Annotated in this window: 19 protein-coding genes and 5 tRNA genes; 8 read left to right on the plus strand and 16 right to left on the minus strand. The window is 70.7% G+C overall.

Annotated elements, in window-relative coordinates; all coding sequences use genetic code 11:
• Positions 1-74 precede the first annotated feature (74 nt).
• Complete coding sequence (locus tag AB0B76_RS36760) at positions 75-926, minus strand: DUF2334 domain-containing protein (RefSeq protein WP_360384291.1); 852 nt, start codon at positions 924-926, stop codon at positions 75-77.
• Between the two features lie 35 nt (positions 927-961).
• Complete coding sequence (locus AB0B76_RS36765; protein WP_360384293.1) at positions 962-1,345, minus strand: hypothetical protein; 384 nt, start codon at positions 1,343-1,345, stop codon at positions 962-964.
• Positions 1,346-1,753: 408 nt separating this feature from the next.
• Here AB0B76_RS36765 and AB0B76_RS36770 point away from each other — a divergent pair, with 408 nt between their 5' ends.
• Positions 1,754-4,663, plus strand: a complete 2,910-nt coding sequence (locus AB0B76_RS36770) for a hypothetical protein (RefSeq protein ID WP_360384295.1) — start codon at positions 1,754-1,756, stop codon at positions 4,661-4,663.
• A 132-nt stretch (positions 4,664-4,795) separates the two neighbouring features.
• Positions 4,796-5,692, plus strand: a complete 897-nt coding sequence (locus tag AB0B76_RS36775; protein WP_360384296.1) for a glycosyltransferase family 2 protein — start codon at positions 4,796-4,798, stop codon at positions 5,690-5,692.
• Between the two features lie 1,059 nt (positions 5,693-6,751).
• Here AB0B76_RS36775 and AB0B76_RS36780 read toward each other — a convergent pair.
• From AB0B76_RS36780 to AB0B76_RS36820, 9 genes are all read right to left on the minus strand, one after another.
• Positions 6,752-6,837, minus strand: a tRNA-Ser gene (locus tag AB0B76_RS36780).
• Between the two features lie 15 nt (positions 6,838-6,852).
• Positions 6,853-6,937, minus strand: a tRNA-Ser gene (locus tag AB0B76_RS36785).
• Between the two features lie 17 nt (positions 6,938-6,954).
• A tRNA-Leu gene (locus AB0B76_RS36790) sits at positions 6,955-7,028 on the minus strand.
• A gap of 1 nt (position 7,029) precedes the next feature.
• Positions 7,030-7,102: transfer RNA gene (locus AB0B76_RS36795), tRNA-Ala, on the minus strand.
• 55 nt (positions 7,103-7,157) lie between these two features.
• Entirely contained in the window at positions 7,158-7,601 is a 444-nt protein-coding gene (locus tag AB0B76_RS36800) for an HNH endonuclease (RefSeq protein WP_360384298.1), read from the minus strand.
• Between the two features lie 46 nt (positions 7,602-7,647).
• Positions 7,648-7,720 (minus strand) — tRNA-Leu (locus AB0B76_RS36805).
• 233 nt (positions 7,721-7,953) lie between these two features.
• On the minus strand, positions 7,954-8,574 hold the full coding sequence (locus AB0B76_RS36810; RefSeq protein ID WP_360384300.1) for a hypothetical protein: 621 nt from the start codon (positions 8,572-8,574) through the stop codon (positions 7,954-7,956).
• 81 nt (positions 8,575-8,655) lie between these two features.
• Positions 8,656-8,940 (minus strand): response regulator, encoded by a 285-nt coding sequence (locus tag AB0B76_RS36815; RefSeq protein ID WP_360384366.1) that lies wholly within the window; start codon positions 8,938-8,940, stop codon positions 8,656-8,658.
• Positions 8,941-9,048: 108 nt separating this feature from the next.
• Positions 9,049-9,792 carry a hypothetical protein gene (locus AB0B76_RS36820; RefSeq protein ID WP_360384302.1) on the minus strand — a complete coding sequence of 248 codons (744 nt, stop codon included), beginning with the start codon at positions 9,790-9,792 and terminating at the stop codon, positions 9,049-9,051.
• Positions 9,793-10,256: 464 nt separating this feature from the next.
• Between AB0B76_RS36820 and AB0B76_RS36825 the strand changes: the two genes are divergently transcribed.
• A complete protein-coding gene (locus AB0B76_RS36825; RefSeq protein ID WP_360384304.1) occupies positions 10,257-11,222 on the plus strand; it encodes a sodium:calcium antiporter in 966 nt (321 codons plus the stop codon).
• Positions 11,223-11,257: 35 nt separating this feature from the next.
• Positions 11,258-11,644, plus strand: a complete 387-nt coding sequence (locus AB0B76_RS36830; protein WP_360384306.1) for an STAS domain-containing protein — start codon at positions 11,258-11,260, stop codon at positions 11,642-11,644.
• 13 nt (positions 11,645-11,657) lie between these two features.
• Here the strand turns inward: AB0B76_RS36830 and AB0B76_RS36835 are convergent, their stop codons facing one another.
• The 4 genes from AB0B76_RS36835 to AB0B76_RS36850 form a co-directional block, all read right to left on the minus strand.
• Positions 11,658-12,410, minus strand: coding sequence for a hypothetical protein (locus tag AB0B76_RS36835; RefSeq protein ID WP_360384308.1), 753 nt, complete (start codon positions 12,408-12,410; stop codon positions 11,658-11,660).
• Between the two features lie 388 nt (positions 12,411-12,798).
• The gene (locus AB0B76_RS36840; RefSeq protein WP_360384310.1) at positions 12,799-13,458 is read right to left on the minus strand and encodes a hypothetical protein; all 660 of its coding nucleotides are present in this window, start codon (positions 13,456-13,458) and stop codon (positions 12,799-12,801) included.
• Between the two features lie 124 nt (positions 13,459-13,582).
• Positions 13,583-14,866, minus strand: coding sequence for a citrate synthase (locus AB0B76_RS36845; RefSeq protein WP_360384312.1), 1,284 nt, complete (start codon positions 14,864-14,866; stop codon positions 13,583-13,585).
• A gap of 236 nt (positions 14,867-15,102) precedes the next feature.
• A complete protein-coding gene (locus AB0B76_RS36850; RefSeq protein ID WP_360384314.1) occupies positions 15,103-15,468 on the minus strand; it encodes a hypothetical protein in 366 nt (121 codons plus the stop codon).
• A gap of 440 nt (positions 15,469-15,908) precedes the next feature.
• On the opposite strand from AB0B76_RS36850, the gene AB0B76_RS36855 reads away from it, so the two are divergent.
• The 3 genes from AB0B76_RS36855 (at position 15,909) to AB0B76_RS36865 (ending at position 18,565) form a co-directional block, all read left to right on the plus strand.
• A complete protein-coding gene (locus AB0B76_RS36855) occupies positions 15,909-16,583 on the plus strand; it encodes a uracil-DNA glycosylase (protein ID WP_360384316.1) in 675 nt (224 codons plus the stop codon).
• Between the two features lies 1 nt (position 16,584).
• Positions 16,585-17,721: a DUF5931 domain-containing protein gene (locus AB0B76_RS36860; protein ID WP_360384318.1), complete on the plus strand. Its 1,137-nt coding sequence runs from the start codon at positions 16,585-16,587 to the stop codon at positions 17,719-17,721.
• Between the two features lie 211 nt (positions 17,722-17,932).
• Complete coding sequence (locus AB0B76_RS36865; protein WP_360384368.1) at positions 17,933-18,565, plus strand: response regulator transcription factor; 633 nt, start codon at positions 17,933-17,935, stop codon at positions 18,563-18,565.
• A gap of 182 nt (positions 18,566-18,747) precedes the next feature.
• Here AB0B76_RS36865 and AB0B76_RS36870 read toward each other — a convergent pair whose 3' ends face one another.
• Positions 18,748-19,047 (minus strand): hypothetical protein, encoded by a 300-nt coding sequence (locus AB0B76_RS36870; protein ID WP_360384320.1) that lies wholly within the window; start codon positions 19,045-19,047, stop codon positions 18,748-18,750.
• A 1,571-nt stretch (positions 19,048-20,618) separates the two neighbouring features.
• On the opposite strand from AB0B76_RS36870, the gene AB0B76_RS36875 reads away from it, so the two are divergent.
• Entirely contained in the window at positions 20,619-24,458 is a 3,840-nt protein-coding gene (locus tag AB0B76_RS36875) for a hypothetical protein (RefSeq protein WP_360384322.1), read from the plus strand.
• The last annotated feature ends 5 nt before the right edge of the window (positions 24,459-24,463 follow it).

Raw genomic sequence — 24,463 nt, forward strand, 5'->3', positions numbered from 1 at the left:
TGCCACGTTTCCAAGAGATTCCGGGATCACCGGCGTTCCGTATGCGTCTTTTACGAGATATGGGAGGTACCGGCTCACTGAGCGTGTACCGGCGCCGCCGAGAATGCCGTTGAAGTACAGGACCGCTCGTATCGGGCGCGTATGCCCGGCGCCGCGGCGATCGCCCGGTAGTCGGTCGCGCTGGCCGTGTAGTGCGGAAACTCCCAGATGTCCGGCGGTGCCAGGCCCGCCTTGGCCCATTCCTGGCGGGCCGCGTCCAGGCGGCCCAGGGTCCAGGCCGCGGAGTCGTCCGGCACCGCGCCGTCGAGAACCACGGCCCCCGCGGCGTCGACGTGAGCGCGGTAGAACTCGTAATCCTCGGCGCTGACACCGTACGGATTCGGGGGGCCGGCGAATCCGTGCATGATCAGCGTTCCGCCCAGCTGCACCATGTACCGCAAAGCGTCCACGACCTGCGGAGTTCCGCTCAGCGTCCGGTGCACGGGCACGCCGCCGGAATAGAGGCCGGCCGCGTCGTCGTAAACGGGGAATACCGCCACGGCAAACGGAACATTGCGAGAATGCAGATAATCCGCGATCTGGCGCAGCTGGGCCGGGTCGGAGTGCGGGCCGACGTCCTCGATGCGCACCAGGGCGCGGTGCCGCGCCGGCGTCTTCGGGGCCAGCAGGTCGAAGAGCAGGCCGGCGATGACGAGGTACCGGTCGTCGAAGCTGACGTAGGTGAAGGGCACCTCGGCCACGTACGTCAGGCCGCCGACCCGCACCGCCCAGGGCCGTGACGTGCCGTCGGGCATCGCGGCCGCGGCCGGCGTCGTGGAGTACACACCCTGGGAAAGCACGGCGTGGACCAGTCCCCCGGCGTTCGCGTTGCGGGTCAGCCCGACGCCCCGGTAACGGATCCCGGTCGGCACGGCATCGTCGATCATCGCTGTCTGAAAACCGATTTAGGGGTACTTCCTGATCAACTGCCACACGTTCCCCCGAGCCACAGCACGCTCAACCCGGTGGCCACGTCGGCGAGGAAGGCTTCGGGCAGCGGCTCGTCATACGTCGATCCGATATAGATCGTCAACTGGTACTTCCGGGCCGTTCCCGACGTGTAGTTCGTCACTGGCATCGACTGCCAGGCATCGAAGTGAGAGGCCAAGTTCCCTGCTTGGACGGCATACAGCTCGCCCAGCGAGCCGTATTGCCCGCCCGTGTCATACAGGACGAGCACCCCGCTCGGCGGGTATGCAGGAGAACGGCCCGGTGACGGGCCCGCCCCGGAAGTACCGATTGGAGAGGTTTTGCAGGCGCTCAGCGACGACGCGGCGACGATGAACAGCACGATCCCGATGACCATGACGGCACGGCGCCGGACGGGCCCGAAGGTGACAGCCAGTATTCGGCGGACTGCAGCTCGAAGCATGAGCAACTCTCCGGAGAAGTCACCATCAAGGCCACCAAATCGGGTGCAATCGACCGGCCGGTTGGCGTTTCCTAGCGGGTCCGCCGACAAACGGGATGGTTGCGTCCGTCACTCAGCGCGGTACGATCCGGCAGAGCCGCCCTGCGGTGATCGGTGTGGAACCCCCTCCGCACCGCACCGCTCGTGGCACACCCGACGGAGGGCGATCTTGACTCGTTGCTGCCCGCTCGCAGCCCGCACACCGGACGAGCCAGGCCGTACGCGGCCAGGCGCCGGGACGGTGATGCCGCGGACGGCAGCCGCCTTCGGCGGGGCACGGCTCCATAGTGCTGAGAGGTCCGCATGAGCACGGCGATGCAGGTGCGGCTGCGTCACTGGCCCGGGATGAAGGTGTCCTGGCTCGGTGCCGGTGCGGTCGTCCACTCCGGTGAGGAGCCCAGCGCGGGTTCGGCGGCGCTTGTCGTCTCCCCCCACGGCTCCACCGAATGCGCGGTGGTGATCAGCTCCCATACGGTGAAGCTGCAGCCGGCAATGATCGAGGAGCTCGCCGAGGTCCTCGCCAACGGCCTGCCCCGCGGGTTCACCGCCATGCGCTTCGTCGCCTGGGACGGCGCCTGCGCCACCAACGACCGCCCCGCCGCCGCGCACATGATCGCGATGCGGCTCGGCATCGACGTCATCGCCGCGGCCGGCCCGCTGCTGGGGGTACCCGGCGGCTCGCTCTTCGCCCCTGTCGGGCGCGGCGAGCAGCGGCCCGGCGGCTTCTGGCGCTTCCGCACCGGCACGCCCGCGGTCCGGGTGGGCTGGCGCTTCCCCGCCCCGGCGTGGGAGTCGGACCTGTGCACCGAGATGCCGGAACTGCCCGGCGACCTCGTGCTCGACCAGATCCCGGCAGGCCTGTGGCTCCACCGCCGCCGCGTGGGCAGCGTGACCGACCTGGCGTACTCGGTGCCGACCGATCCCGAGAACCCCGCGATGATCCTCGGCCACCCCGGCGACGAGCCGCTGCACCGCGACGAGCTCGCCCGCGCCGTCACGGCCGTGCCCACGCTCGCCGCGGACCGGTGCGTCTTCACGCCGTACGGGCAGAACCCGATCGCCGAAGGCCCGGTCGGCCCGGTCGTCGCCGACGTGCTCGGCCGCGCCGTGCACGTGCGCACCGGCCTGCCGTTGTGCGCGCCCGCCGGCCAGCGCGCCGTCGTCACCATTGACAACAAAGGTCTTCCCCGCTGGCGTACCTTCGCCCGCGAGCTCTGGCACGCGCCCCGCACGGGCGCGCCGCGGCCGGTCGACTGGATCAACCCGTGCCCGGACGTGCTCGGCACCCCGGCCGGGCAGGCCACCTTCTCGCTCGGCTCCGGCTGGGTGCTCGAGGTCGTGCAGGCCGGCCTGTGGGTGCGCCCGGAGCACCTCAACGACCCGGCCGACTGGGTGCGCGAGCTGCCCGTCGACGTCAACCGCTGCGCGGTGCTCGTCGGGGCGCCCAACGCCGCCGAGATCCCGCCGCCGGCGCACACGATCGCCGAGATCCTCGAGAAGCTGCCGATCGACGCGCGGAAGCGGGCCTACATCGCGGTACCGCGCGGCGCCGCCCCGAACGTGTTCATCCTGGCGACCGGGCTGCTCGAGTCGCTGCCCGAGCCGGGCGAGGTCGAGCTGGTGTCCCCGGCCACGCCGACCAACAGCGGCTCCTTCCCGGCCGTCACGCCCGACGCGCCCCGGCACGCGACCGGCCGCCACGGCGACGCGAACGGCCCGTTCCTCGTCGACGGTCGGCCCGCCAACGGCCACCCGTCCGGCGCGCACCCGACGGTGAACCGCTCGGCCGCGCACGAGCAGGACTACGAGCGCGGGTACAGCTCACACACCGGCTCCTTCCCGGCCTTCTCCCCGTCGGACACCGACCGCGGCTCGCTCACCGGTTCGTTCCCGGCGGTGGACGCCGACCGCGGCTCGCGCCCGGGCTCGTTCCCGGCGTCCGACTCGGACCGCGGCTCCCGCACCGGCGCCTTCCCCCCGGTCGACTCGGACCGCGGCTCACGCACCGGCGCCTTCCCCCCGGTCGACGCCGACCGCGGCTCCCGCACCGGCTCGTTCCCGCCGGTCGACGCCGACCGCGGCTCACGCACCGGTTCGTTCCCCGCTTTCCCGGCCGCCGACGCGCCCGCCGACCGCGGCCCGCGCAACGGCTCCTTCCCCCCGGCGGACGCCGACCGCGGCCCGCGCACGGGCTCGTTCCCCGCGTTCCCGCCCGCCGACCCGCCCACCACCTCGTTCGACGCCCAGCGGATGCCCCGCAACGGCGCCTCGCCGGCGACGGGCGCGTTCCCGGCGGTGCCTGAGTCGCCGACCGGCTCGTTCGCGCCGCTGACGCCGAATGGGTCGCAGCGTCCCGGACGCCCCGGTGGGTACCCGGCCGAGCCCCCGGCGCAGCAGCCCCGCCCGCGTCCGGGCGAGACGACGGGTTCGTTCCCGACCGCGGCGTTCCGCAACGGCACCCCGGACTCGACGGCCCCGATCGTGCCGATCGCCCCGGGCCCGTCGGCTCCGGCCAACGGCCACGGCCACGGCCCCGCTCCGATGAACGGCCACGGCCCGGCCCCGGTCAACGGGCACGGTCCGATGAACGGCCACGGCGCGGCTCCCGTCAACGGCCACGGCCACGGCCCTGGTCCCGCTCCGGTCAACGGGCACGGTCCCGGGGGCACGTACGGCGCGGCGCCGCAGGCTCCGAACGGCTTCCACGGCAACGGGCAGTACAACGGCTTCAACGGGGCCGCCCCGGCTCCGGCGCACCCGGACCTGCACGTGGCCCCGCCGCGCGCGTTCCACCGCGAGGACCAGCCGTTGCACCCGTCGGGCCCGGGAGCGCCGCACGGGTACAGCTTCGACGCCCCCGACTACGACGAGCACCACTTCGACCCGGTCACGCCGCCCACCCGCCACCACGAGGACCCGACCGGTCGCATGCCGGCGCAGCGGGCCCCGAGGCCGGACGAGCAGGCCGACCCGGCGGACGACACCTCCTCGACCAACACCGGCCGGGAGATCCGTTCGCACAACAAAAAGGGCAAGGTCCAGCGGGCCGACGACAAGACGAGCACGCAGGAACTCGACCGGCTGCTCGGCTTCTTCGACGAGATCCGCCGGGCGAAGGCCTGGGACGAAGACCCGAGCTCCCCGGACCAGCAGGCCGCCAAGCGCGCCGCGGCGGGCCAGCCCCCGGCCGGTCCGCGGCGAGCCCGGCACTGATCCAGACGCACCGAGCCGGCCCATCCGTTGTCACGGATGGGCCGGCTTTTTCGTGCCCCTCGTTCGGGTTGGCCCGATCGCCCGAGACGGAGCGCCCGGCTCGTCGTGCCGGCGGGCCGCTACGATCGCACGGTGCTCGACATCATGCTGCCGCACTACGGTGAGCTGCCGTTGCTCAAGATCGCCGTGGAGAGCGTCCTCGCGCAGACTGATGAGCGGTGGCGGCTCACCGTGTTCGATGACAACCCGGTCGAGCGGGTGACTGGCGTTCCCGAGTACTTCGCGGCGCTCGACCATCCGCGCGTGCGGTACGAGCGCAATCCCGCGAACCTGGGCATCACGCGCAACTTCCAGCAGTGCGTGGACCGCGCCGAGGCGCCGTTCCTGAACATGATGGGCTGCGACGACGTCATGCTGCCGCGGTACGTCGAACGCGTTCACGCACTGATCGAGCAGCACCCCGACGCCGTGCTCGTCCAGCCCGGGGTCGAGGTCATCGGCACCGACGGCACCGTCGTGCGCACACTGGCGGACACGACGAAGCGGCGGGTGTACGCGCCGAAGATCGACGGCACCGTCCGCATGGTCGGCGAGGATCTCGCGGCGAGCCTCCTGCGCGGCAACTGGCTGTACTTCCCGTCGCTGACCTGGCGCACGAGCGAGATGCAGGCGGTCGGGTTCGACCTCGACCTCAAGGTCATCCAGGATCTCAAGCTCATCCTGGCGCTCGTGACGCGCGGCGGGGCGCTAGTGGCCGATTCCGATGTCGTGTTCCAGTACCGGCGGCACAACGAGAGCGTGTCATCCTCATCGGCGGTGACGGGCGGCCGGTTCAGCGAGGCGCGGGCATTCTTCCTCTCGGCGGCGGAGGCCATGGACGCCCACGGATGGCGCCGGGCGGCCAAGGCCGCGCGCTGGCACCTGTCCTCACGCATCCATGCGCTCACCATGCTGCCCGCCGCCGCCAAGCAGCGCAGCGCCGGAAGTGTTCGAGTGCTGACGAAGTACGCGTTCGGCAAACCGCGCTAACGCGCACACGCACAGAAACGTGCAGGTCCGCGCAGACGGAAGACGCTCACGCGCGCACAGAACGCGCGACCCGCACGCACAGAACGCGCGCCCGCGCAGCAGCAGACGCTCACACACGCACAGAAACGCGTCCGCGGACGCTCACCCACGCACAGAACGCGCGCCCGCGCAGGCAGCAGACGCTCACACACGCACAGAAACGCGTCCGCGGACGCTCACGCGCGCACAGAACGCTCGACCCGCACGCATGTGAGTGAGCGTCCGCGCAGACGGCGGACGCTCACTCACGTGCACGAAACGCGCAGACAGACCGTGCAGGACCGCGCACAGACAGACCGTGCAGATGTGCGCAGACAGAACGCTCAACCTGCACGCACCGAACGCGCAGACAGACCGTGCAGGACTGCGCGCACAGAACGGTGCAGGTTCGCGCGGGCCGGGCTGAGCGCGCGTCCCGGGGCTTGGCCGGCGACGAGCGCGTGGCGCAAGAAATGTCGTGCAGAAAGCTCGGGGCGAGTGTGTCCGGTTCCGTTCGGCTTGTTCGTCGTACTGATGAAGCGACGAAACGAGACGAAGGAGCGCGCAGAGATGTTGCCGGTGTGGCGGGAGATGGCCGTGTACGGCTCTGAGCGTGCCGAGGCTGATGCGAACCTCGGACAGCTCGCCAAGAACGCTCAGCGGGCCCTCAGAGGGCTCGGAAGGGGCCTCCGCACGCGGACGTTGCGGGCGGCCCACCCGAAAGGCGGCCCGGTCTAGAGGAAGATGGCGGCGATCGGGCGAGTGACCACGTCGTGCAGCCGGCACACGACGCGGATGCGCTCACCGAAGACGCCGCAAAGAGCCCCGTCCCGCGCACCTGGCCGCCGCCAGAGCGCCCGGACGCAGATGTTGAGCCTCTTTCCAGACACTTCGCCGTCGCGAGAGCGCCTTGGCGCAGATCTTGAGCCTCGTCCGGCGCACCTGGCCGTCGCCAGAGCGCCCTGGCGTAGATCTTGAGGGGGTGTGGGTGGAGCGAAGCTCCCCCACCGCGAGCGCAGCGAGCTGGAAATAAAAATACAGCGGGAAGGGTGGGAGTCGAACCCACACGGGCGTTAACCCAACGCCGTTTTCGAGACGGGTGCCGGCACCAATCGGCTGGCCTTCCCAAGGGTGCTGTGCAGCGGAAAGTGAGGGGATCGAACCCCCGCGGGGTCGCCCCCGTCGACGGCTTAGCAAGCCGCAGCCTTACCTCTCGGCCAACCTTCCTCGCGCGAAAAACGCAGTACCCGGAAGAGGATTCGAACCTCCAACCTTCTGGCCCTGAACCAGACGCCTCTTCCCGTTGGGCTACCCGGGCGTGGACCCGACCGGACTCGAACCGGTCACCTCCGCTTTGCAAGAGCGGCGCTCTTCCTGATGAGCTACGAGCCCGTGCGGCCCCGGGCGGTCGGCGGTAGCGACAGGGCCGACCGGCCGGGGCCTTGCGTCAGCGCTGGACCAGCGCGTGCCACGTCGGAATCGACGGCCTCACGCGCAGCACCATGCCCGCTTCGGCGGGGGTGCGATCGCCCTTGCGCTGGTTGCAGCCCGTGCAGGCCGCAACGGTGTTCTTCCAGGTGTTCCGGCCGCCGCGGGAGCGGGGCTGGATGTGGTCGATCGTGGTCGCCTCGGTGCCGCAGTAGCCGCAGCGGCGGCCGTCGCGGGCGTGGACGCCGGCGCGCGACCAGGCCGGGCCGCCGGTGAAACGCCAGCGGGTGACGACGTAGGACACGAGCCGCACGACCCGCGGGAGCGGGTAGACCCCGATCACCCGGTCCGGCTCCGCCTCGTGGATCACGGCCACCTCGCGCAGGAGCATGCGGATGGCGTGGCGGAGTGAGACCCGGTGCAGGGGTCCGAGGTCGGCGTTGAGTACGAGAACCGCGGTCACCGGGCCTCCTCCCTTCATCTGCACTGCGCAACCAAACGACCTTGCGTACCGCGGGCGGGATTCGAACCCGCACCTGTCCCCTTTTGAGGAGGACGCCTCTACCCTTGGGCCACCACGGCATTATTAATCGATATTAGTAAATGTAAAATGGCACGAAAAAACCGCCCGGAACCGGCCCGAGCGGCTGACGTGACGTCGGGTCGTACCCCTAGTCACACCACCGGCCCGCACCTGTTGACAAGGCGCTGAGCAGCGAAGACGCGGCCAGTCGCTCGCTCATCGTCGGTCTCCTCTGCTTGTTGACGCCTTGACGTATTCAAAGATAGGCGCGCGGGCGGGGTGGCGCAAGAGATTAAATAGCGGCGGTGTAATGCGCGAGGTACAGGTTCATCTCGTCGGTGGACTCGTCGCCCTCGTTCACGCTGAACCACAGTGCGTTCTCCAGCCAGAACCGGTGGATGAACCGCTCGAAGGATCCGGCGACGTGCACCATGTTGGCGATGAGGGTCGAGCGGTCGACCTCCTCGAGGCCGACGATCTCCAGCAGCCACGGCGAGGCGATCACGAACGGCTCGGCGCCGGGGCGCAGGTACAGGTACCAGATGACCGCATCCTGCTGGTCACGCAGGAAGCGCACGAGCTGGGCGGTGGGCTCCACGGGGCTGGGGACCGGGCGCGGGGCCAGGTCGAAGTCGCAGCCCGTGCACGAGGGGATGGCGTCCATCAGCACCTGGCTGCTCATGAAGCGGGTGAACGGCTCCGGCAGCGCGATGTGCTCGGCGAGGGCCGCGACCTCCATGGCCCGCAGCGGGTCGTGCGGGGCGTCGGGCACGAGCCAGGAGAACGTGCCGTCGCAGCGTGACTCGTCCACCGCCGGCAGGCTCTCGGTGGAGTAGAGCTCGTAGGTTCCGATGCTCGCCCGGGCGGCGCCCAGGTCCGTGCCCCACCAGCCGTGCGGGAAGTCGATCGTCATGTGTCGCACGGTAGTTCGGCGACAGGGGTTCTTCCGTCGCCTATCGGACCGAGCGTTGTGCCTTTCGCCGTCCGTGGCCGATCAGGCACTGACCGCTGTCCCGGCGCCGGCGAGGGGGACGAGTCCCAGGTAGGTGAGCTTGTCGATGATCGCCTCGGCGGTGACCATCATGAGGGTCATCTGGCGGAGATGTTTCTGTTTGCGTACCGCCATGACGAACTCCAGCCCGTTCATCTCCGGCCTGTTCCAGTCGATCAGCGCCAGCGCCGGCTTGAGGTCGTCGTTCCAGATCTGGTCGAGCGCGTCCTTGCCGTGGGCCGCCTCGCGGACCTCGAAGCCGAGGGGCAGCAGGATCCTTCTCAGGATGCCCCCTCATCGCGCGCGAATCGTCGATGACCATGGCGAGCGTGTTGTCCATGCAGGCTCCTCCTCCGCGACCTTGATCGGCACCGGAGGGGGGCACTTGAGCAATTGTCAGGGCGCCTTGCTCGTACGCTTGAGCTGCAGCGTGTAGATCTGGTTGGACAGGCTCATGGCGACCGGGCCGCAGTTGACCTTCATCGGCTGGGGCACGCGGGCCTCGAGCTTGCCCTTGTAGTCGACGTGGCCGTTGCGGATGAAGGTCTCGGTGCCGTCGGGGCGGGGCGAGGAGTACGTCACCGTCGAGCCGTCGTACTTGAACTGGTACGAGATGAAGCCTTCGAAGATGTACTCGAACTGGGTCGAACCGTTGCTGCCGCGCAGGTGCATGCCGTCGCCGTAGTCGATCACGACCCGGCCGCTCTCGTTGTACCGGTGGTAGGCCCCGCTGCCGGTGAACGGGAACGTGCCCGTGTTGAGCACCGTCACCTGCTCGTTGTGCTGCTCCTCGAGGAACACGCCGAGGATGCACGGCACGGCGGTCGCGCTGGGGCTCGCGGTGCCGGAGGCGGAGGCGCTCGGGCCGGGCAGGCCGCCGAGGGGGCCGGTCGGCGTCGGGCTCGGTTCGTCGGCGGTCGCGGAGTCGCTCGCGGCCACGACGGGGTTGGTACCGCCGGTCAGGCCCTGGTCCTCCGGCTTGTCGTCACCGCGGGCGAACGCGTAGACGATCACGCCGCCGACGAGCAGCAGGGCGACGATGCCGAAGATGATCCCGGGGATCAGCAGCGGGTTGCGGGAAGGCGGCGGGGGCGGCGGCGGGTAGAAACCGGCCGGGGCCGGAGGGGCCGGCTGAGGCACCGCGCGGGGCGGGGGCGGCGGGCCCGGCTGGGGCCCGGCCGGCGGAACCCACTGCGGCGCGGCCGGAGGTTGGACGGGTGGGGCCGGCTGGGGCACCGCGGGGGTTTGCGGCACCGGAGGGGTCTGGCCGCGGTACAGGCGGCACCCGACGCAGTATCCGGCCGGGTCAATGGCTTCAGTTCCGCAACGTGGACAACGCACCTGATCACTCCCTCCGCCGGGAGCCAATCTACCGTGGCGGTCCAAAGTGGAGGCAGCCCCACAACGCCCGGAGAAAATGGTGAGACCGGCATCCACGGGGGAAGACGCCGGTCTCGTTGAAAACTGTAGAGCGCGGCGCGCCTTTGCGCCAGCGGTGGGAAGTGGTCAATCCACCGGAACCGGTTTCGGATTTTCACCGGGTCGGGGCCGGCGCGCCCGGACCGGTAGGGTGTCGAGCCAGGCGCGGGTGCTGGAGGAGGCCGATGTCGACCCTGTTCGTCGCCGGGCTCGGCATCGTGGGCCTGGTGCTGCTCACCGTCGGCGCCGACCAGCTCGTCGTCGGCGCGGGCCGGCTCGCGACGGTGCTGCGGGTCGCGCCCGTGATCGTCGGCGTCGTGATCATCGGGCTGGGCACCAGCACGCCGGAGTTCGTGGTCTCGGGCACCGCCGCGGTGCGGGGGAACGCCGCCCTCGCGCTGGGCAACCTGGTCGGCTCGAACATGCTCAACGTGACGCTGATCCTGGGCGTGGTCGCGGTGGTCTCGCCGGTGGTGGTGCGCTCGTCCGTGCCGGTGCGCGAGGCGCCGCTCATGGTCGCCGGGGTCACGGTCTTCGGGGCGTTCGCGCTCGTCGGGCTGAAGTTCGTGGCGGGTGTACTGCTGGCCGTCCTCAGCATCGGGGCGCTAATGCTGCTGGTGCGGCTGTCACGGGTACCACCGGATGACTCCCTGCCCGATGACGTCGCCGCGTTCGTCGAGCCGCCCCCCGCGCCCGGCCGTTGGTGGGTCGAGGCGGCGCGGTGCGCGGTGGGTCTGGCCGCGACCCTGGGCGGCGCGCAGCTGCTCGTGGCCAACGCCTCCACGCTCGCGCACCGCTGGGGCCTCAGCGACGCGGTGATCGGCTTCACGCTCGTCGCGGTCGGCACGTCGCTGCCGGAGCTGATGACGTCGGTGCAGGCGCAGCGGCGCGGCTGGGGCGATCTGATGGTGGGCAACCTGCTGGGCTCCAACCTGTTCAACAGCCTCATCGGCGGGGCGGTCGTGGGGATCGCGGCCGGCCGCCACACCATCGCGCCGTTCGGGTTCGCGGCGGTGACCGCGATGGTCGTGGCCGGCCTCCTCGCATGGCTGCTGCTCAAAAGGGGTAATCGCATCACCCGGCCGGAGGCTTGCGTGCTGCTGTGCGCGTACGGCCTGATGCTCCCGCTGTTGATCTCCGCCAACCCGTGACGTTTCCGCTCCGGCGGGCTGGGTACGCGACCTGAATGGGCGACGCAATGGTCCGGACCCACCAGTCCGGCGAGGTACCCGGCGGCACGGTCGTGGTGGAGGTGCTCGGCCCGCTCGAGGCGGCCACCGTGAGCGCGCTGCGCTCCGTCGTGCTGGACACCGTGGAGACGTACCGTCCCCGGCTGCTCGCCATCGACCTGCGCCGGGTGCCGTTCATGGACTCGATCGGCATCGGGGCGCTGGTGGCGGCGAACAACAAGGTACGCGAGGTCGGCGGCGACATCGAGGTACGCAGCCCGTCACCGTTCGTGCACCGGCTGTTGCAGATCACCGGCCTGACCGAGCTGTTCGGCCTGCCCGACCTGCCCGAGGACGCGCCGGTGTCGGGCGCGCCCGTCGAACTGCCGGCCGACCCGCACTAGCACGATCCTCCGCTCAGCCGCGGTCGACGGTGATCGTCGAGACGCCGCCCGCGGCGTCGGCGTCGTAGCGGTCCGCCGCGGCGTCCCATCCGCCGGAGGCGAACGTGGCCCCGGCGGTGACGCCGTTGTGCTCGTCGCCGTCGATGCCGACCCGGCCCGCTCCCCCGCCGGCCTTCACCCGCACCGGCACGGACGCGGGCGCGTGGATGCGCACGGCGCTCGCCCCGCCGTCGATGCGGACCGGGACGGTGCCGGCCGGGGCCGGGAGCGTGAGCTCGATGGCGGAGACGCCGCCGACGTACTCGACGCCCGCGAGGTGGCGCAGGTCACGCAGGTCGGCGTGGTTGCTCTGGGCCCCGCCGGTGAAGCGGACGTCCCAGCGCACGTCGCGGTTGAGCCGGATCGTGACCGAGGCATCACCGCCGGTGACATGGACCTCGATGCGGTCGCCGGACTCGTCGACCGAGGGGCCGCGTGCGCTGTCGACGCGGTACAGCGTGTCGCCGAGGTCGGCGGCCTCGACCGTCACCGAGGTGGCGCCGGTGACGAGGTCGAGGGTGGCGTGGTCGCGGCCGTCGACGCCGCCGGTGACGGTGTGCGCCGCCTCGCCGGTGCGCCCGCCGGTCAGCCGGGGCCGGGCCGCGACCGTGACGACGGCGATGACGATCAGCGCGACGAGGATGAGGCCGCCGATGAGGTACACCGTGCGGGGCGGCGGGCCCGAAGGCGCCGGGGTCTCCGGGGGTCGCGTATCGACGGCAGTCATGCCGTTGTGGTGTCCCGGCGCGTCGCGGAGCAAACCCGCAACGGATGAAACCCAAGACCGGGGCCGCCGCCACGGGGGAAGCGGCGGCCCCGGCTGTCCTTGGGTTGCAGGAAATGTACTCCGCGGACGCGCCTCTGCACAGCCCTAAATCGTGCCGTCTTCCCGACTGTCCAATGTGGAGCAGTCCGGGGCAATCCGTTGCCAGGCCACGGATTCCGTCGCCCATGATTTGGAAGGATTGTTTCCCGTTGCTGGTCGGCACGCATTTACGGACGACTATTGACTTGATCGCAGATACGCGGGCTGCTTAGAAGCGCTCCCAGAAATCGACCAACACCTATGCGTCGCTCCCCTGGACCGGCCTGGGATTCCGTCGACCAGGACAGCCTCAGGACAGCTGGGCGGCGCGGCGCCCGGCCTCGGCCGGGGTCAGCAACTCCCCGTCGAGCACCACGGCCCAGAAAGCGTCGAGCGGGATCCGCTCGAACAGGGGGGAGCCCAGGCCCTCGAAGACGTCCTCGGGTACCAGCTTCAGCGAGGTGGTCACCACGATCGTGGGCACGGCGCGGGCCAGCTCCAGCGTGCCCTTGATGTTGAGCACCCGGGTCGGGCTGATCGCGTCGGCGCCGGCGACGCCCGTGACGGGCGCCAGGCCTTCGGTGCCCGGAGCGTCGACGGTGCCGGCGGGCAGGGCGGCGACGGCGGCCTTGACCAGGGCGCTGCTCGGTGCGGTACGAACCCAGCCGCCCCGTTGCCGGAGCAGCCTGGTGGCGACCGCGACCGAGCGCTCGACGTCGCGGTCGAGCTGCTCGCGGATCGCGCGCAGGGCGGGGCCCGGCTCGGCCCCGTTGGCCGCCCGGGCGATGTGCCACATCGACGCGTACCCCGGAAGCAGACCCGGCAGGGGCGCCACCATCGCACGCAGGGTCGCCGGATCGCCCACGAACTCGGCGAGACCGTCGAGCACCTGCCGGGCCACTCCGGTGGCCCCCGACGTCCGGTCCTGCACTGCCGCGGTCAGTAGCGGCGACAACGTTGGCGCGCTCATGCTGGCTCCGTTTGCTCACATGTCCAAAACGGACATCGACCCCAGACAACCCATGTATGAGACAGCCGGGGTCGATCTCCGTCAAGTAGACAACCGAGCAAGAAGCACTCGGCGCTGCGGGTCTTTACCGGGCGGCAATCGGGGTGTAATCCCGGGAGCCGTAGCCGGTGTACACCTGGCGTGGGCGACCGATCTTGGTCTCCGGATCGTTGATCATCTCGCGCCACTGGGCGATCCAGCCCGGCAGGCGGCCGAGCGCGAACAGCACCGTGAACATCGTGGTCGGGAAGCCCATGGCCTTGTAGATCAGGCCGGTGTAGAAGTCGACGTTCGGGTACAGCTTGCGCGAGACGAAGAAGTCGTCGGCCAGCGCGATCTCCTCGAGCTGCATGGCCAGGTCGAGGAGCGGGTCGGGCGTCGCCATCCGGCCGAGGACCTCCTGGGCGGCCTTCTTGACCAGGGCCGCGCGGGGGTCGTAGTTCTTGTACACGCGGTGGCCGAAGCCCATGAGGCGGACGCCCGCCTCCTTGTTCTTGACCTTGCGTACGAACGACTGGATGTCGCCGCCGTCGGCGTGGATCTGCTGCAGCATCTCCAGCACGGCCTGGTTGGCGCCGCCGTGCAGCGGGCCGAAGAGCGCGTTGACACCGGCCGAGACCGACGCGAAGAGGTTGGCCTGGCTGGAGCCGACGAGGCGAACCGTGGAGGTGGAGCAGTTCTGCTCGTGGTCGGCGTGCAGCAGCAGGAGCATGTCGAGGACCTTGACCGCGACCGGGTCGACCTCGTACGGCGTGGACGGGACGCCGAACGTCATGCGCAGGAAGTTCTCGACGTAGCCCAGGGAGTTGTCCGGGTACAGCATCGGCTGGCCGATGGCCTTCTTGTACGCGTACGACGCGATCGTGGGCACCTTGGCCAGCAGCCGGATGGTGGAGATCTCCACCTGCTCCTTGTCGAACGGGTTCAGGCTGTCCTGGTAGAACGTGGACAGCGCGCTGACCGCGGAGGACAGCACCGCCATCGGGTGAGCGTCGCGCGGGAAGCCGTCGAAGAAGCGGCGCATCTCCTCGTGCAGCAGCGTGTGGTGCTGGATACGGTTGGTGAACTCCTCCAGCTGGGAGGTGCTCGGCAGTTCGCCGTGGATGAGCAGGTAGGACGACTCCAGGAAGGTCGAGCCCTCGGCGAGCTGCTCGATCGGGTAGCCGCGGTAGCGCAGGATGCCCTCGTCGCCGTCGATGTAGGTGATCGACGAGACGCACGAGGCCGTGTTGACGAAGCCGGTGTCGAGGGTGACCTGGCCGGTCTGCTTCAGCAGCGAGCCGACCTCCAGCCCGCCTGGGCCCTCGGTCGCCTTGCGTACCTTGAGCTCGAGCTCGCCGTCGGGGTATGTGATGTTGTACTCACTCATGCGCGTCGTTCCCGTCTCGTCCCGCAGTCCGGCTCCTGGCCGCGGCCGCCATTGCCCGCGACCGGCGCTTATGGCGCCTCCGCGCAGGATTACAGATGTACCCGGCCCACCCTGCGGCGGGGCGCGTCACTGCGATATTTCCTACTCGTGACATCCGGTTGCGCCCGGAAATCAATCGTCGCATCGTGGCCGCGACCGAACCATCTTTCCCGCACGGCCTTCTTATGCACTTTGCCTCAGCGCGTGCCGACCGGCTCCAGCGTCACCGTGTGAACCCGCCACGGGTCGACCCGCGTTGCAGCAGCATGTTCCGCATGACGCCGACGGCGAGGGGGGCTGCCGCTGAGGTACACGTCGTGCGACGTCCACTCGCCGAAGTCCACGACCACCGGGGGGAGTGAGCCGCTGGTGTACGGGTGGGCCGGGCCCCGGGCCACCACCGCGTGCACGAACGCGTGCGAGCAGCGGGCCGCGTGCTCGCGCAGCGACTCGAGGTCGTAGAGGTCTTCGCGGGTCGACACGCCCCAGAACAGGTGCACGACCCGCTCGCCGTGGTGCTCGGCCAGCTCGCTCAGCAGCGCCTTGACCGGGGTGACGTGCACGTCCTCGGCGACATGAGGATCGCCCCGGACGCGCCGGCCTCGATCGCGAGGCCGCCGCCGGATCGTCGGCGATCGCTGTGTGAAGAACAGTGCGCTGCTGCGGTGGTACCTCGGACAGGCGCCGGACGATCCCGCCGACGTCCCCGAGCGCGGCCCGCAGGCGGCCCTGCAGCTGCGGCAGATAACCCTGATCGCCCGCTTTCAGCCCGTCTTGTGCAAAACTATCCTTTGGCTCCCGGGATCGGCGTCCTAGTGGCGGTTCATGGTCTTTCGGCGGTTCGTCCGCCTGTTCGAGCCGTTGCCGCCACGACCACAGCACCGTGAGCGGCTCACCGCCGCCACCCACGGGTCCCACCTGCGTCATAGTCCAATTTTATCCGGATAAATCCGCTTTACTGCCGGTACCAAAAATGTCGCACCCTATCCGTAGAGTGCCGTGCATGTCGTTGGATCTGCTGGAGCTCCTCCCCGCCGGCTGGCGGGACGTGATGAAGCCGCACCTCGACCTCGAGGTTGTGCAGCGCTTGCAGGCGTTCGTGGAGGCCGAGTATGCGGCCGGGCCCGTGTACCCGCCGCTGGAAGACCTCTTCACCGCGTTCCGGCTGTGCCCGCCCGATCAGGCGCGGGTGCTCATCCTCGGCCAGGACCCGTATTTCAAGCAGGGCCAGGCCCACGGCCTGAGCTTCTCGGTGCGCCCGGGGGTGGCCGTGCCGGCCTCGCTGCGCAACGTGTACAAGGAGATGCGCGAGGACCTCGGCGTGACCCCGCCGGCCAACGGCGACCTCACTCCCTGGGCCGCCGACGGCGTGCTGCTGCTCAACGCGGTGCTGACCGTCCGCGCCGGGAAGGCCGCCACGCACGCCGGGCACGGCTGGGAGCACTTCACCGACGCGGCGATCCAGGCGCTCAACGCGTTCGACCGGCGCGTGGTGTTCGTGCTCTGGGGCGCCTACGCGCGCAAGAAGGCCGTGCTCGTCACCAACCCGCAGCACGTGGTCATCGAGGCCGGGCACCCCTCGCCGATGAACCCCGCCGGGTTCCTCGGGTCGCGGCCGTTCAGCAAGATCGACGCGGCGCTGGCCGAGGCCGGGCTGCCGCCGGTGCACTGGGCCTGACATGACCACCGGCGGGGACGAGCGGCGCCGGCTACCCGGCCTGGAGGGGCCGCTGTGGCGCGCGCTGCTCGTCTTCCGGATCGCCGCGCTCGGCTACGCCGCCGTGCTCATGGTCAACAACTTCCGCCACTACGCCTGGCCGCCCGGCGGCTTCGTGATCATCGTGGTGATGGCCGTCTGGACGGCGGTGAGCAGCCTCGCCTACGCCCGCCCCGAGCGGCGCGGCTGGCCCCTGCTCATCGCCGACCTCGCGGTCGCCGCGGCGTGCCTGCTCGCGTCGCGCTGGATCGTGCACCCGGCCGGCCTCGGCGTCGGCGCCCCGACCCTGCCCATGGCCTGGGTCGCGGGCCCGGTCGTCGCGTGGGCCATCGCCGGCGGCCGCCGCCGCGGCGCGATCGCCGCCATCCTGCTCAGCGTCGCCGACGTGATCGTGCGCAACGGCGTCAGCCAGGCCACCCTCAACGGCCCGGTGCTCATGATCCTCGCCGGCATCGGGGTCGGGCACATCGCGCGGCTGGCCATCGACGCCGAGGCGCGCCTGCAGCGGGCCTCGGAGCTGGAGGCGGCCACCCGGGAGCGCGAACGCCTGGCCCGCGGCATCCACGACTCCGTCCTGCAGGTGCTCGCCCTCGTCCAGCGCCGCGGGGCCGAGCTCGGCGGCGAGGCGGCCGAGCTCGGGCGCCTCGCCGGGGCGCAGGAGTCGGTGCTGCGCTCGCTGATCGCGGCCGCGTCGCCGGTCCCGCCCGCCGACGCCGCGACCGACCTGCGGCCGCTGCTGAACGCGTACGCCTCGGCCGGCGTGACGATCGCCGCTCCGGCCACGCCCGTCCTCCTACCGGCGTCGGTGGCCGACGAGGTGGCGGCGGCGGTGGGGGCCGCGCTCGACAACGTCTCCCGGCACGCGGGGCCGCAGGCGCGGGCCTGGATTCTGCTGGAGGAGCTCGCCGAGCGCGTGACGGTGTCGATCCGCGACGACGGGGACGGGATCGCGGAGGGGCGGCTGGCGGAGGCTGAGCGCGACGGGCGGCTGGGGGTGGCCCAGTCGATCCGGGGGCGCATTCGTGATCTGGGCGGGTCGGTCAGCGTTTCTTCGGTGGCGGGGAACGGTACCGAGGTCGAGCTGACCGTGCCGCGCTGACCTCGCTGAGGCGCCGCCTGGCCGCCAGCTCCGGCCGCGCGATCCGCTCCCGGCGCTGGTTCCTCCTTTCCTCCTTGCCGATCCTCCCTCCTGGTCCGTCTCTGACCTGGGCGGGCGGATCGGGCGGCGGAAACGGTACCGAGGTGGAACTTTGCCGGCAACGCTCAGCGTTTATGGTGCTTGGGTGGACAGCGGGGCGAATTTGCGGGTGATGGTGGTCGATGACCATCCCATGTGGCGCGAGGGGGTGGCCCGGGATCTCGCCGAGGCCGGGTACGAGGTGGTCGCCGCGGTCGGCGAGGGCGCCCAGGCGGTGCGCATCGCCGGATCGGTACGGCCGGACGTCGTGGTCCTCGACCTGCAGCTGCCCGACCGCTCGGGCGTCGAGGTCATCCAGGGCATACTGGCGTCCTGCCCCGAGGCGCGCATCCTCATGCTGTCGGCGAGCGGGGAGCAGCAGGACGTGCTCGACGCCGTGAAGGCGGGGGCGACCGGGTACCTCGTGAAGTCCGCGGCCCGCGAGGAGTTCCTGGCGGCCGTGCGGCGCACGGCCCTGGGTGACCCGGTGTTCACGCCGGGGCTGGCCGGGCTGGTACTGGGCGAGTTCCGCCGGCTGGCGAGCGTGACCCGCGCCGAGGACCCGGACGCGCCGCGACTGACCGAGCGGGAGACGGAGGTCCTGAGGCTTGTCGCCAAGGGCGTGACGTACAAGGAAATCGCCGAGCGCCTGGTGCTGTCGCACCGCACGGTGCAGAACCACGTGCAGAACACACTGGGCAAACTGCAGCTACACAGCCGAGTGGACCTGGTGCGCTACGCGATCGAACGCGGCCTGGACGCCTGACCCAGCCATAACGCGCACCAACACCGCCACCGACGCGCACCGCCACCACTCCGCACGCTGCACCGCTCCCCTACGCTGCACAACTCTGCACGCTGGACCGATCCGTTCGCTGGAGTGATCCGAACCCTTTGCTCGACGGCTCCGAGTGCCGGCCTGATCCCTTCCCTCGGACCGGTCCGCTGCTAAACCGCCATGATGTCCAGCAGGTAGTGACCGAGCACCGTGTTACGGGTCAGATCGAGCACGACCACGAGGAACACGTTGTTGCGCTCACAATTGACCAGAACATGCTGCAGGTTCCCCTGCGGCATGTGCCAGGCGTAGGTGACCGTGCCCCCGGAGAAGTCATGCCCCTGGAGATCGGCCTCGGGTATCACATCAAAGTAGGGCCAAAAGTCGAACGGCGGCTCGTCGTCCGGCCCGATGGGAACCGGCTCGGGCTCCATCGTGGCCTTGTACTCGGCCTCGGTCAGCAACCGCATCACGACAGCATGCCCCTTAACGCTCGTCCTGTCCCGCGTGCACACTCGCGCACCCCTGCGCCACACGCCAAACGCACCACGCGCAGACTCGTCCACGAACCTAGGCAAACTCGCGCACCGTAGTCCCCGCAGCGCGGTCCGCGCAGACTCGCGCATCGTGGTCCGCGCACACCTGCACGCCTGCCACACAACTCTTGCTTGCACCACGGTTGGTGCACTCGTGCATCCCTGCCCCGCGCAAATTCGCGCACCGTGCTCCGCGCACACCTGCACACCTGCCACGCACACCTGTACGCCTGCCACGCACGACTCCCACCGTGGTCAGCGCAAACGTGCACGCCCTGCCCCGCGCAGCTCCGCTCACACCTGATTCCCCGCAGACTGCTGCACCCAGCCTCGCGCAGACTCACGCACCATAGTCCGAGCAGAATCGTGTGCCCAGTGCCACCGTGGTCCGTGCAGACTCGCACCCTGGCCCGCGCTCATGCATCCGGGACCGCAGAGTTACGCGCCGTGGTCCGCGCAGACTCGCGCACCCTGCTTGCACGTACTCATGCATCCGGACCGTGCAGACTCATGCACCCAGCTCGCACCATCGTCCGCGCGAACTTGCACGGCCGGCCCCGCGCAGAATCTCTCACTCCGCGTCGCGCGGAGTTGCGCGGCCGGCGGCCGATTGGATTGCGCGTCTCGCTTTGCGGTGCGCACTCCTGTCTCTCGCTGAGTACTCAGGTGCGGTTGAGTAGGCGCACCGATACGCCAGGGGCGGAGTTGGCCGCACCCTGAGGGGCATGGTGAGCTATCCGTGCCCGTTCTGCGGCGCGTCGGCCGGGCTGGAGTCCGGATGTGGCGGCTGCGGGCGGCCGCCCTTCCCCGACGCGGCCGAGGTTGTGCGCCTCAATGCGCAGACGCGCGAGCTGTACGCCGAGGTGGAAGCCGCGCGCGGGCGTCTCGGGTCCGCGGTGCTCGCCTACAACTCGGTGGTGTCGCAACGCAATCTGCTGGCGGCGCGCGTCAAGGGTGCTGTCGCCAGCGCGCGGGCTCTGCGTGGCCCGGCTTCTCCGCCGCATGCTTCTCCGCCGCATGGTTCGGCCGCTGCCACTTCGGCGCCGACTCTGAGCGAACCGGCCACCGCCTCCTCCCTGCAGACTTCAGCGCCGGTTTCCTCGTGGCATGCTCCCGACGGCTCGAATGCCGCCATTCCGTCGGATGCTCCAGGCCGCCCGGATGCCGCCGCCTCGTCGCACGCTCCGGCTAACCCGGACGCCGCCGCACGGTCGCACGCTCCGGCTAACCCCGATGCCGTCCCACCGTCGCACGCTCCGGTTAACCCCGATGCTGCCGCACCGTTGCACGCTCCGGACGGGGTCGGTGGCGTCACGCCTCCCTACGTTTCTGGTCCGGGTCTTCCGGCTGGCGCGCCGGCTGGGCCGGGGGTTGCTTCGCCGGCGGTTATGTCTGGGGCGGGCTTTGCCGGGCTTGCTTCTCCGCCGTACGGGTCCGGGGCCGCCGTTTCGGGGGCTGGGGCGGTCGGAGGGTTTGAGCGGCGGCCCGAGGCGGCGCCGCGGACTGTGCAGAATCTGCTGTTCGTTCTTGGCGGGTTGCTGCTCGGGGCGGCGGCGATTGTGTTCGCGGCGGTGGCCTGGGCCAGCTTTGGGGTGCTCGGACGCGCGGCCATTCTTGCCGTTGTCACGCTGCTCACGCTTTCCGTGCCGCCGTTGGTTTTGCGTCGCGGGCTGCGCGCCACTGGCGAGACGTTCGCCGCGCTCGGGTTGTTGTTGGTTGTGCTCGATGGGTACGCCGCTTGGTATGTCGACCTTGTCGGGCTTGCCACTGGGACGATCCCCACCACGTACGCGGGCATCACGTTTGCGGTCACGGCGGCAGTCGGCGGTGGGTATGCAGTGCTTACCCGGCTGCGGGCTCCTGGGCTGGCGGCTGTGCTCGCCTTGCAGCCGGTTCTTCCGTTGCTTGCGCTCCACCGTGGGTTCGGGGCGACCGGTTGGACGTTCGTGTTCGTTGTTGTTGCGGCGCTTGATGTTGCTCTGGCCACTGTCGTATCGCGCAACTGGACTGGGCAGGATTCGCTCGGCGGCGTCGCCGTGAACGGTCAGAGCGTGCAGGACTCGCTCACCGACGCCGTTGCGAACGGGCCGAACGAACATGGCCCGCGCAGTGGTGCCGTTGCGAACGGGCCGAACGAACATGGCGTGCGCGGTGGTGGCGTTGCCGGCGGGCCGAACGAACATGGCGTGCGCGGTGGTGGCGTTGCCAACGGGCCGAACGAACATGACCCGCGCAGTGGTGGCGTTGCCAACGGGCCGAACGAACATGACCCGCGCAGTGGTGGCGTTGCCAACGGGCCGAACGAACATGGCGTGCGCGGTGGTGGCGTTGCCGGCGGGCTGAATGAACGTGGCGTGCGCAGTGGTGGCGTTGTGGGTGGGGGCTTTGGACACGACTCGCTCAGTGGCGCTGGTTCTGGGGGCCGGGGCGGGGGGCGTGCACCGGGCCGGGCGGGGTTTGGGCCGGTTGCCTGGGTTGCCGCTGTTGCTGCTGGGGTTGCCGTCCTGTCTGCGCTGCCGCCTGCGTTGCATTCGCTCGCCACAGTTGACGGGGTTCCGGCTGCGCTGCGGATTGCTGGGGTCATGGCGTTGCTGGCGGCGCTGGTGGTTGTCACTGGGGGTATGCATCCGGCTACCACCCAGGCCGGGGCCGGGGTTGCCGTCGTCATCGTTGGTGTTGCCGGGGCGCGGCTGGTGGCTGAGGTGGTTCCGGATCAGCGGTACGTTGCGTTCGGGGGGCTGGCGCTGCTCGTTGCTGCAGTTGCGCTCGTTGTGCCCGAACGGCTGCGGGGTGGTGCTCGTTTCGGGGCGGCTGTTGTCGTCTCCGGGTTCGCTTTGCCGTACGCGTTGTTTGCTGTCTACGCCGCGTTGCGTACTGCTGCGCTCGCTCTGCCTGTCTGGCACCTGAGCGGTGGTGCGAATGGACTGTCCGTTTGGGATGAGCGTGGTGCGTCCATCTTCGGCTGGCAGGAGCCGGCGGCGTTGGGGCTGCTCGCGGGGGCGGGTTGGCTGCTCGTGCGGCATCGGGCGGTACCGTGGGCGGCTCTTCTGCTCTTGACCTTTGCTTTGCCGGCCGCGTTCACGGCGCCCGAGCCGGTGCTCGCGGCGCTCGTCGATGGGGTTGTGCTCGCCGGGATTGTCGCGGTCGTGGTGCTGCGGGCCCGGGAGTGGGTTGCGTTTGTCGTTTTGCCGTTCGTTGCTGCGCATTTGGCGGTCGTCGCGCTCGTTACGCCGGGCGTCACCGTGGCGGGGTACCTGGTGCTCGGGGTGCTGGCCGCGGTGGTGACGGCGCGGGTCGGCGGGCGCGGGATCGGGCTTCCGGCGGCCGTCGTGGGCTTGTTGACGCTGCCCGTTGCGGGGGCTGCCGGGTTCTGGCTGCTTGATGTTGGTACCGCTGGATCGGGGGTTGTTCCACCCGCCCTGGCCGGCGCTACGTTCGGTTATCTACTGGTCACTGGCGCTGCTCTGGTGCTGCGCAATCGGGCTTGGAATGCGGGCACGGTCGCTACCGCGGTGGCCGGCGCCGCTGTGACCGTCGGGGCTACCTTCGTTGCTGAGGGTAATCATGGCGCTACTTGGTTCGGAACGTACGCCACGGCCGTGCTTGTTTGTGTTTGGTTCGCGGCTCGCGGGTTCCGCTCGCCGGGGGCTGGGGCTGACGCAGCCGGGCCGGGAGGAATGCCCGCTGAGGCAGCCGGGCCGGGAGGGGTGCGCGCTGACGCGGCCGGTGTGGTGCGCGCCGGCTCTCCCGGGCCGGATGCCGCATACGCCGACGCGGCCGGAGGGGGTGTGGTGCGCGCTGACGTTGCCTGGTCCGGCGTGGTGCGCGCTGATGTGGATCGCTTGAGCGCCGGGTGGCGGGGGCAGGACGGTGCGGCCGGTGGTGCGCATGCCTCGGCCGGGGTTGTGCCGGTGCTGTTCGCGATGGTCTCGTTGCTGCCCGCTGTGGCTGAGGTGCTGCTCCGGCCGCTCGGGTGGCTCGGGGCGATCTGGCGCGGGGCGCCGGTGGGGGTGGGGCTCGGGCCCGACGGTACCGAATGGTGGGCCGGGCGGCCGCCCGCGTTCGGGGCCGGGGCATCCGCGGTCACGCTCGCGGTGCTCGCCCTGCTTGCGGTGCTCGTGGCGGGGCGGTTCTCGCTGGCGCGCTGGAGTTTTGCGGCGCCGCCGGTGTTGCTCGCGGCGGTGCTCGGGTGCGTCGCGGTCGGGGCGCCGTGGCCCGCTGTGCCGGCGGTGACGCTCGCTACCGGGATCGTCGCCGCGCTCGGAGCCGCGCTGCGCCGGCCCTCACCCGGGGCCGTTGTCGCCGGGATGACCTGCTGGTTCGGGATCGTGCCGGGGTTGTCCGGACTGTTGGCCACGTCCTGGTCGACGATCCTCGGGCTCGCGCTCATTGTTGGCGCTGGGATCGTGGTGGGGGTTGCCGGGCGTACGGTGTCGGCGCGCGTGCTGGCCTGGCCGATCGCCGGGATTGCGGCCGCTTGGCTGGCGTTCGCCTCCGGGCGGGCGGCGGAGCTGCCGTTGGCGACTATTGCGTACCTGGTGCTGGGCGCGGCCGTGCTCTCGCTGGCCGGTGGGTTCCTGCTTCGGGGGCGCGAGGGCGGCGGGCCGGCGATCGACGCCGCCGGGGCCGCCGGCGGCGGGGTTGAGGGGCGGGTGCTCGATGTCGTTGCGCATGCGGTGGGCGTTGTGGCGTTCCTGCTTGCGATCGGGGACCTCGCCGCGGCGGCCGGAGTTGCTGGGCTTTGGGGGGTTGCGCTGGGGTTGCGGGCGCTCCCCGCTTCGGGCCGGGGTGTGCACGCCTCGGGGGCCGCGCCACGGTGGGTCGCCGGGGGCGGGCCGGGGCGGGTCGCGTACGTCGCTGGGGCCGTGTTTGCCGAGCTTGTCGCCTATGAGCTGGTGCTCGTGGCGCGGGAGGTGGGGGTCGCCGAGGCGTACACGGGGCCGGTTGCGTTTGCGGCGCTCGTTGCCGGGTGGTTTGCGGCTCGGCGTAATGCCGCGCTCACCAGCTGGACGGCGTTCGGGCCCGGGCTGCTCGCCGGGCTGCTGCCCAGCCTTGCGCTCGTGGCGGTGACGCCGGGGGATCCGGGGCGGCGGCTGGTGCTCGGGGCGGTGGCGCTCGCGGTGGTACTGGCTGGGGCTCGGCTGCGGCTCAAGGCGCCGATCGCGGCCGGTGGGGTTGTCCTCGCGGTGCTCGCGTGGCATGAGGTGCTGCTGTTCTGGGACTATCTGCCGCGGTGGGCACCGCTGGCGATGGCGGGGGCGGTGCTGGTGGGGTTGGCCGTGACGTACGAGCGGCGGATCCGGGACCTTACCCGTCTCCGGGATGCGATGGGGCGGATGCGCTGACGCCC

The organism is Dactylosporangium sp. NPDC049140 (assembly GCF_040648435.1).